This is a genomic window from Mesorhizobium sp. B2-3-5 (assembly GCF_006442395.1).
Classification (GTDB): domain Bacteria; phylum Pseudomonadota; class Alphaproteobacteria; order Rhizobiales; family Rhizobiaceae; genus Mesorhizobium.
Genome location: NZ_VFVX01000069.1, coordinates 1 through 7,886 on the forward strand (window position 1 = coordinate 1; position 7,886 = coordinate 7,886).

Consider the following 7,886-nt stretch of genomic DNA (forward strand, 5'->3'; position numbering starts at 1 on the left):
TACGGGGAGAGATGTCCGGCAGGACAGTGAGGGGCAGCGCCGACGGCGGAGGATTGCCAACGACTTGGAGGCCGCAAGCGATCGACCATGACGGACATGCCGTATGGTGCAGCGGCCAATAATGATCCGCCACCGCGCCGCGAAGAGGCGCGTTTACGATCTGGGAAGCTTGATGGTGCTAGATATCGCCGGATGATGGCTGGCCGGATTGGCCGGCTCCGGATGGATTCGCCATGAACAGCCCGATGCGCATGCCGTGGGTGGACACGGCCAAAGGCCTCTCGATCATCCTCGTGGTCATGATGTACTCGGCCTACAACACCGGCGAGTACACGGGCGGCGTCGGCTTCCTCCACTATGTCATCGGCTTCGCGACGCCGTTTCGCATGCCGGAATTCTTCCTGATCTCCGGGCTGTTCCTGTCGCAGGTCATCGACCGGCCGTGGCGGCGCTATATCGATCGCCGCGTCGTCCACTATCTCTATTTCTACGTGCTGTGGGCGATCATCTCGATCGGGCTGAAGATCGGCATCTTCAGCCGGGATCCCGGCGGCATGCTGCACGACCTGGCAATGGCGGTCGTCCAGCCCTATGGCGTGCTGTGGTTCATCTACATGCTGGCGGTGTTCGGCCTCGCCGCGAAGCTGTTGCGGCAGTTTCGCGTGCCCGCCTGGATCGTCATCCCGATCGCTGCCGCCCTGCAGATGTGGGCGCCCCATCCGGAGAGCTATGCGCTTGAACAATTCGCGGCCTATTTCGTGTTCTTCTACCTCGGCTTCGTGGTGGCGCCCTTGGTGTTCCGGCTCGTCGGATGGACGCAAGCCCGCCCGGCGCTGGCCGTGGCCGGCTTGGTTCTGTGGGCGATCGTCAACGGCCTCCTCGTCTATTCACCGGGTTATGCCCTTCAGCCGGTCGGCATGCAGATGGGCCTGGCGGCGTGGCCGCCGTTGCACCTCACCCTGGCCGTCGCCGGCGCGGTGGCGCTTTGCGTGCTTGGCGGCTTCCTGTCTAAATTCCCGGCCATGGAATGGCTGCGGTGGCTCGGCGAGCATTCGCTGGTCGTCTATGTCGCCTTCACCATCCCGATGTCGCTCTTCCGTGGCGCGGCGCTGGCAAGCGGCATGCTGACCGACACAGGCATGCTCAGCCTGGCGGTGCTTCTGGTCTCGACCATCAGCCCGGTCGTTCTCTACTTCATCGTCAAACGCATCGGTTTCGGCATGTTCCTGTTCGAGCGGCCGGGCTGGGCGCATATCGACGGGAGCGCTCCGCAACCGGCACCGAACGCAGCCACGCCCAAACCGGCACTGTCCGCCGCCACCGCCCAGTCGAGCCTGAAGTAGCCAAGCTCCAAAGGGCCCGAAGCGTTGCGGCCAGCCTCAGCCGTCCCGGAGTTCGACCTCGGGGAGGTCTCCAAGACCAATTCGCCGTCAGCGAAGTTTTAAGGGCTGTTGCGCCATGGTGGTGGCCCGCCAGGAGTTAAGCCATGTCCGATACGTCATACGCTCCCAAAGGCCCGGCATCGCAGCCCGGCAGGCGGAGAGGGCATGACAGTGGGGGCGAGCGCCGCCGCGATGCCGCCACCATCGCCAGCCTCAAGGCGGAAGTCGCGGCACAGGCCGCACTGATCGTCAGGCAGGAGGTTTCACTGGCGCACAGCCGCAAGATCTTCGACCGCGCGTCGGTCGCCGCGCGCATCGGCGTGTGGGAATGCAGCCTGCCCGGCGAACAATTGCACTGGACCGATGTGGTCTATGACCTGTTCGATCTGCCGCGCGGCGCCGCGCTCGACCGGAGCGAGATCATCAAGTGCTATCCGGCGGAGTCACGCAAGGCGCTGGACAGCCTGCGCAGCCGCGCGATTGTCGAGCGCAGCGGCTTTACCCTCGACGCCGAGATCACCACCTTCGCGGGCCGCAGCCGCTGGATCCGCATCACCGCGACCGTCGAGTGCGAGGACGGCGTGCCGGTGCGTATCTTCGGCATGAAGCAGGACATCACCGAGGAGAAGATCCTGTCGGACCGGATGCGCTATCTCGCCGAATTCGATGCCATGACCGGGCTCGCCAATCGCGCCCGCTTCCAGGCGCGGCTCGCGCATGCCGACGAAGGCCGTCCGCTCGGCGCGCTGCTTCTGATCGATCTCGACGGCTTCAAGGCCGTCAACGACACGTTCGGCCATGTCGTCGGCGACGAATGCCTGAAGGCGGCGGCCGAACGGCTTGCCGGCGGTTGCGGCGAGGCGGATCTGGTGGCGCGCGTCGGTGGCGACGAATTCGCGGTGCTGCTTGGCCCGCATCTCGACCGGGGTGCCGTCTCCGGCATGGCGCGCCGCATCATCGAGGCGATGGGCAGCCCGGTCGTGGTCCGCGGCCAGTCGCTGAGACTGGGCGCTTCGGTCGGCATCGCCTTCGCCGGAACGGGCACGCCATGCGACCTGTTCGCGCAAGCCGACACCGCGCTCTATGCCGCCAAGGCGGCGGGCCGCAACACGTTCCGCATCTTCAAGGCGGAAGCCGGCCTGAAAGGCCGCAGCGTCGCGGCGTGACGTTCGAGCCCTCTCAAGAAAAATGTGAACGATTTTCCCTCCGGAATTGCGTAAAAACAGAGAGTTAGAGCTGTGAGTTAGAGCTGCGGCCGGCTTCGCCTTGCCGCTGTTTCGCCGGCCATTATTCGCTCGGCAGATCGGCGTTATCGCCTCTCGATGGCGCTGCTCGTTCCTCCGGCCGGGCGGCATGGCGCCTACCGGCGAAGCGGTGCCGCAACGGTGCGGAGCGGCATTTCGCAACGTACCGACAAGCAGGCCTTCGAGCTTAACTTTTACGCAAACATTTATCCGTTAGGTCGATCGCCATGGCCTCGTGGCGGAGCGGCTACGCTGGAGACGGCAAATCTCTGAAGCCTCGGTTCGATCCCGAGGCGAGGCCTCCAACATTCTCAGTGGAAATCGTCGGCCGTCAGCACATATAGGCTCTTTCGGGTGCGGTCATAGGCCCTCGACGCCACGTCGCGGATGGCGCTGCCCTCGGCGTCGAACGTGGCCAGGTAGCCTGCTTCGTTGGCCACGGTCGACGGCTTTATCTTCGACATCGCATCGGCAGCGACGGAAAAGGAAATCTGGAACATGCCGTCATGGCCGACGAACCGGATGCGCTTGCCGGCTTCGTCATAGCTGCGGCTGCGATTGGGAAAGGTCAGGCTCATCTTGGCCTCCTTGGCTCTATGCTCTGACGCAATTCCAGGCGGCTTCACACTTTCCTGGAAGTCCTCCTAGGCCTTTTTCACCGCCCGTTTCTTCTTCGGCGCCGGATTCTCAGCTTCCGCTATCCGGTCAGCCTCTTCCTTGGCCAGCCGCAACTGCCTCAATCTTGCCGTCTTGATCTCCCTGGCGCGCGCCTCGGAGATGTATTCGGCGGTCGCCTTGCTGCGCTCCGCCGTCTTTTTCTGCTTGTCGACAAAACGAGCTTCGGCTTTCGCCATTAGAGTCTGATTGCCATCAGCCATCGAACAAATCTCCTTCATGCGGAAATCACGGAAACGAACTTGTCGGATAAATAGGCGCTCGGCCGATAAAATTCAAATTTTTGAAATATTTGGGGGTTCGCGGCTTTCAAGAAAGCGGATGCCGAAACAATATTCTTGAATATTTCATGCCGACGGCAGATCAGTTTGGCATGCCTGTCCATCAGTGCCGCCGTGCCCGCACCCGCGATTGCAAGGGGCGGACTGCTCGCCTCATTGTATAGGGTAGGGGGCTATGCTAAGCCGGTCGGCATGACACACACGGTCCGGGAAAAGCAGAAGCTTCTGGCGCGCGTGCGCCGCATCAGGGGGCAGGTGGAAGCCATCGAGCGGGCTCTCGACAGCGAGGCCGGCTGCGAGGCGGTCATGCATCTCATCGCCGGCGCGCGCGGCGCAATGACCGGGCTGATGGGCGAGGTGATCGAGGATCATGTGCGCACGCATCTCGTCGATTCCGAGCGCCACCCCGGCGCGCTCAACAGCGAAGCGGTCGAGCAGCTGCTCGATGTCGTCCGCACCTATGTGAAGTGAGTTCCGCCATGACAGAAGCCAACAGCGCAGCGGCTTTCCACAGCCATATGTTCCTGGGCGAGGAACACCGGAAGAGCGAAGGCAAGACCTGGGCGGTGATCTGGCTCTGCGCGGCCATGATGGTGGCCGAGATCGTCGGCGGCATTCTGTTCGGCTCGATCGCCCTTGTCGCGGACGGGCTGCACATGAGCACGCATGCCGGCGCGCTGCTTCTGGCGGCGCTTGCCTATACCTATGCCCGCCGGCATGCCGGCGACCAGCGCTTCACCTTCGGCACCGGCAAACTCGGCGACCTCGCCGGCTTCACCAGCGCCATCATCCTGGCCATGATCGCACTGCTGATCGGCTACGAATCCGTCGTGCGTCTCCATACGCCCGTGCCGATCCATTTTGCCGAGGCCATACCGGTCGCCTGCCTTGGCCTTGCCGTCAACATTGCCAGCGCATGGCTGCTCGGCGGCGGTCACGATCATGAGCATGGCCACGATCATGAGCACGCGACGGCGCACCGACATGACGAGACGCATCGGATCGCCACGGAGGATGGCGAGGTCGTGCTGGAAGTGTTCGAGGAGGGCGTGCCGCCGCGCTTCCGGCTCCATTCTCAATCGGGCGTGGCGCCTGCTTCGTCGTCCGTCTCGATAGAAACGGTGCGGTCGGATGGCGTCCGGCAGAGCTTCGCCTTCAGGGACCTGGGCGATGGCCTGGAATCCATCGAGGAGATTCCCGAGCCGCATGCCTTCGAGGCCAATGTCAGGATCGGCGGACGAACCTATCCGGTCCTGTTCGAGGAACATGAGCATGCGCACGGCAAGGCGACGCACGACAACAACATGCGCGCCGCCGTGGTCCACGTCATCGCCGACGCGGCGGTGTCCGTGCTGGTCATCATCGGCTTGATCCTGGCCCGCGCCTTCGGCTGGCTGTGGATGGATCCGGTTGCCGGCATTGTCGGCGCGGTGGTCATCGCCAGCTGGGCGCTGGGGCTAATCCGGGACACCAGCGCCGTGCTGCTCGACATGAATCCCGACCGCGGCATGGCCGAAGGCCTGCGCCGGACCATCGAGAGCGAAGGCGACCAGCTTGCCGACCTGCATCTGTGGCGGCTCGGGCCGGGCCATCTCGGCGCCATCGTCTCGGTGGTGATGCGGACGCGCCGGCAACAGGATTACTATCGCAGCCGGCTGGCGCGGTTCCGATCCTTGTCGCATCTGACGATCGAGGTCCGGAAGGCGGCGTAGGCTTTCAGGCCTTTCGCGGGGCGGCCAGCCGCACGGCGGCTCATCGGTCGCCATCGTGTGCCCAGCATCACATCGCCCTTCAGCGGCGGATTTCGCCGGCGGTCAGCACAGGACTGGTTCTCAAAGCTACTTTGTGCCAACATGTACACAGTTAAACACGAGGCTTTCGCTATGACAGCTAGCACCACCATGACGATCCGCGTTACGCCGGAAATCAAGGAAAAACTCGGCCGGCTGGCGACGAACACCCGACGCAGCAAATCCTATCTCGCGGCCGAAGCCGTTTCCGCCTATGTCGAACGAGAACTTTCAATTGTCGACGGAATCAAACGCGGTATGGCTGATGTCGCGGCCGGTCGCGTGGTTCCCCATGATGAAGCGATGGCGGAGCTCCATGCCGTCATCGATGCCGCCAAGGGCAAGGGGTGACTCGGCCCGTTCAATGGTCGCGCGAGGCACTGGACGACCTCAAGCAGCAACTTGCCTATATCGCTGCCGACAATCCGGTGGCCGCACGCCGTGTTGCGGACCTTCGCGGTGCCGGCGCAGCACTTGGAAAAATGCCGACGGGGCGGCCGGGGCGCGTGTCGGGCAGCTATGAGAAAGTCGTCACCGGCTTGCCATACATCATCGCTTATTCGCTCACCGTGCAGGCGGGGCGGGAGTTCATTTCCATCGTTCGGGTAATCCACACGTCACGCGACTGGCAGCCCGAAGAGTGGCCGGAGTGAACCAGCACTGACATACAAGCGGCACAGTGCGATGACATCAACACAGATCGTGCGTGGCGCTATATGATCCGGTGCTCGTTTGGTGCAGAGTAGCGGAAACGGCACCGCTGATTTCCTTACGGAGACAAGCCATGTTTGCGACCAAGGCCATCGACACCTCGGACAAGCCGGCGTTCTACCGCGATCTCGCGGCACAACTGAAGGCGCTGCTCGAGGGCGAAGAGGACTCGATCGCCAACGCCGCCAACACCGCGGCGCTGATCTTCCAGATGGTGCCCGACCTCAACTGGGCCGGCTTCTATTTCATGGCATCGGACGAGGAGCTGGTGCTCGGACCGTTCCAGGGCAAGCCGGCCTGCGTGCGCATCGCCGTCGGCAGGGGCGTGTGCGGAACCGCGGTCGAACTCGGCACCTCGATGCTGATCAAGGACGTGCATGATTTCCCCGGCCATATCGCCTGCGACGCCGACTCGCGCTCGGAACTGGTCGTACTTCTGGAAGACAATGACGGCGTCTTTGGCGTGCTCGATCTCGACAGCCCGACATCAGGCCGTTTCGACGGGGAAGACCAGGCCGGCATCGAAAAGCTCGCGGCGCTCTATGTCGCGGCGAGCTCGTTCGAGGACTGACCGCTGCTCAGGCCAGCTTCACCAGCATCAGGCTGAAGCCGCCAATGAACAGGAAGGCCGAGAAGGCCAGCGCCAGCGGGCGCAGGCCGCGCGAGCGCAGTTGCGAAATGTCGGCCTGCAGGCCCATGGCGGCCAGACCCATGGTGAGCATGATGGTGGTGGCGAGCGCCATCGCCTGCTTCATCTCGACGGGTATGGCGACAAGGCTGTTCAGCGCCACGACGGCGACAAAGGCGGCGACGAACCATGGCATGGGCGGCCGCGCGGCCGACTGGTCGCCGCTGCTCCCGCGGCGCGCCATCAGGCCGAGCGCGACGACCATCGGCGCCAGCATGGCGACGCGTGTCAGCTTGGCGACGGTGGCGATCTCGCCGGACTGGGTGCCGTTCTGGAAGCCGGCGCCGATGACCTGCGCCACCTCATGGATGGAAGCGCCGGCCCAAAGGCCGAAAGCGTGCTGGTCGAGGCCAAGCAGCGGCGCCAGCAGCGGGAAGCCGAGCATGGCGACGGTGCCGAACAAGGTGATGGAGGCGACGGCGTAGGTGACGTCCTCGTCGCGCGCATCGGTGACGATGTTGGTGGCGACAATGGCCGAGGCGCCGCAGATCGAGGTGCCGGCGGCGATCAGCTGCGCCAGCTTGGCGTCGACGCCGATCAGCCGGCCAAGCGTGATGGTGAAGAGGAAGGTCGCGCCAAGGGTCAGTGCGACGATGCCGACGCCGCCGGCGCCGATCGAGACGACCTGGCCGAGCGTCAGCTGGAAGCCGAGCAGCACGATGGCGAAGCGCAGCAGGCGCTTTTGCGAGAAGGCGATGCCGGCCTTGGCATGCACCGGCGTGCCGAGCACGTTGGAGTAGACCATGCCGGCGACGACGGCCAGGATCATCGGGCTGAACAGGGCGAAGCCGGAGACATTGCGCGCCGAGAAGGCGACGGCGGTGATCATCGCCACCAGCACCATGCCGGGGATGATGCCGTTCCACACCGAATCGAGGCGCTTGCGCCCCGCAGCCAGATCGGCGGAAATCGTGCTCTTCGGAATATCGTTCGCGATGCGGGTCAGGGAAGACAATGCAATTCTCCAGGCGAGTGTGCCGGAGAAATGTCAGTTCACGATCAATCTTTCCAACGAATTATTTTCGTTATAATGATCGATTTTTCCGAACGATCTTGGCAATAGCCAGGGCTGGCGCGGCCCCTCATCCGCCTGCCGGCACCTTCTCCCCGTATAG

Annotated in this window: 10 protein-coding genes and 1 tRNA gene; 8 read left to right on the forward strand and 3 right to left on the reverse strand. The window is 63.8% G+C overall.

The genetic code is table 11. The features are described 5' to 3' along the window. The first annotated feature begins 233 nt into the window (after window positions 1-233). From FJ958_RS31175 to FJ958_RS31775, 3 genes are all read left to right on the forward strand, one after another. Window positions 234-1,343, forward strand: coding sequence for an acyltransferase family protein (locus FJ958_RS31175; RefSeq protein WP_140749911.1), 1,110 nt, complete (start codon window positions 234-236; stop codon window positions 1,341-1,343). Window positions 1,344-1,486: 143 nt separating this feature from the next. Continuing rightward, on the forward strand, window positions 1,487-2,548 hold the full coding sequence (locus FJ958_RS31180) for a diguanylate cyclase (RefSeq protein ID WP_140749914.1): 1,062 nt from the start codon (window positions 1,487-1,489) through the stop codon (window positions 2,546-2,548). A gap of 307 nt (window positions 2,549-2,855) precedes the next feature. Continuing rightward, window positions 2,856-2,931 (forward strand) — tRNA-Cys (locus tag FJ958_RS31775). 6 nt (window positions 2,932-2,937) lie between these two features. Here FJ958_RS31775 and FJ958_RS31185 read toward each other — a convergent pair. Both FJ958_RS31185 and FJ958_RS31190 read right to left on the reverse strand, forming a co-directional pair. Then, a complete protein-coding gene (locus FJ958_RS31185; protein ID WP_140749919.1) occupies window positions 2,938-3,204 on the reverse strand; it encodes a DUF1488 domain-containing protein in 267 nt (88 codons plus the stop codon). Between the two features lie 66 nt (window positions 3,205-3,270). After that, window positions 3,271-3,504 carry a hypothetical protein gene (locus FJ958_RS31190; RefSeq protein WP_140611841.1) on the reverse strand — a complete coding sequence of 78 codons (234 nt, stop codon included), beginning with the start codon at window positions 3,502-3,504 and terminating at the stop codon, window positions 3,271-3,273. A 270-nt stretch (window positions 3,505-3,774) separates the two neighbouring features. Between FJ958_RS31190 and FJ958_RS31195 the strand changes: the two genes are divergently transcribed. From FJ958_RS31195 to FJ958_RS31215, 5 genes are all read left to right on the forward strand, one after another. Next, entirely contained in the window at window positions 3,775-4,053 is a 279-nt protein-coding gene (locus FJ958_RS31195; RefSeq protein WP_140611839.1) for a metal/formaldehyde-sensitive transcriptional repressor, read from the forward strand. Window positions 4,054-4,061: 8 nt separating this feature from the next. Beyond that, window positions 4,062-5,294: a CDF family Co(II)/Ni(II) efflux transporter DmeF gene (dmeF, locus tag FJ958_RS31200; protein ID WP_140749922.1), complete on the forward strand. Its 1,233-nt coding sequence runs from the start codon at window positions 4,062-4,064 to the stop codon at window positions 5,292-5,294. Between the two features lie 171 nt (window positions 5,295-5,465). Further along, window positions 5,466-5,723 carry a CopG family ribbon-helix-helix protein gene (locus tag FJ958_RS31205; protein WP_140611895.1) on the forward strand — a complete coding sequence of 86 codons (258 nt, stop codon included), beginning with the start codon at window positions 5,466-5,468 and terminating at the stop codon, window positions 5,721-5,723. Next, the gene (locus FJ958_RS31210; RefSeq protein ID WP_140749925.1) at window positions 5,720-6,025 is read left to right on the forward strand and encodes a type II toxin-antitoxin system RelE/ParE family toxin; all 306 of its coding nucleotides are present in this window, start codon (window positions 5,720-5,722) and stop codon (window positions 6,023-6,025) included. Before FJ958_RS31205 ends, FJ958_RS31210 begins: the two co-directional genes overlap by 4 nt. 131 nt (window positions 6,026-6,156) lie before the next feature. Beyond that, window positions 6,157-6,654, forward strand: coding sequence for a GAF domain-containing protein (locus tag FJ958_RS31215; RefSeq protein ID WP_140749928.1), 498 nt, complete (start codon window positions 6,157-6,159; stop codon window positions 6,652-6,654). Between the two features lie 7 nt (window positions 6,655-6,661). Here FJ958_RS31215 and FJ958_RS31220 read toward each other — a convergent pair whose 3' ends face one another. Continuing rightward, the gene (locus FJ958_RS31220; RefSeq protein WP_140749931.1) at window positions 6,662-7,726 is read right to left on the reverse strand and encodes a YeiH family protein; all 1,065 of its coding nucleotides are present in this window, start codon (window positions 7,724-7,726) and stop codon (window positions 6,662-6,664) included. Window positions 7,727-7,886 lie beyond the last annotated feature (160 nt).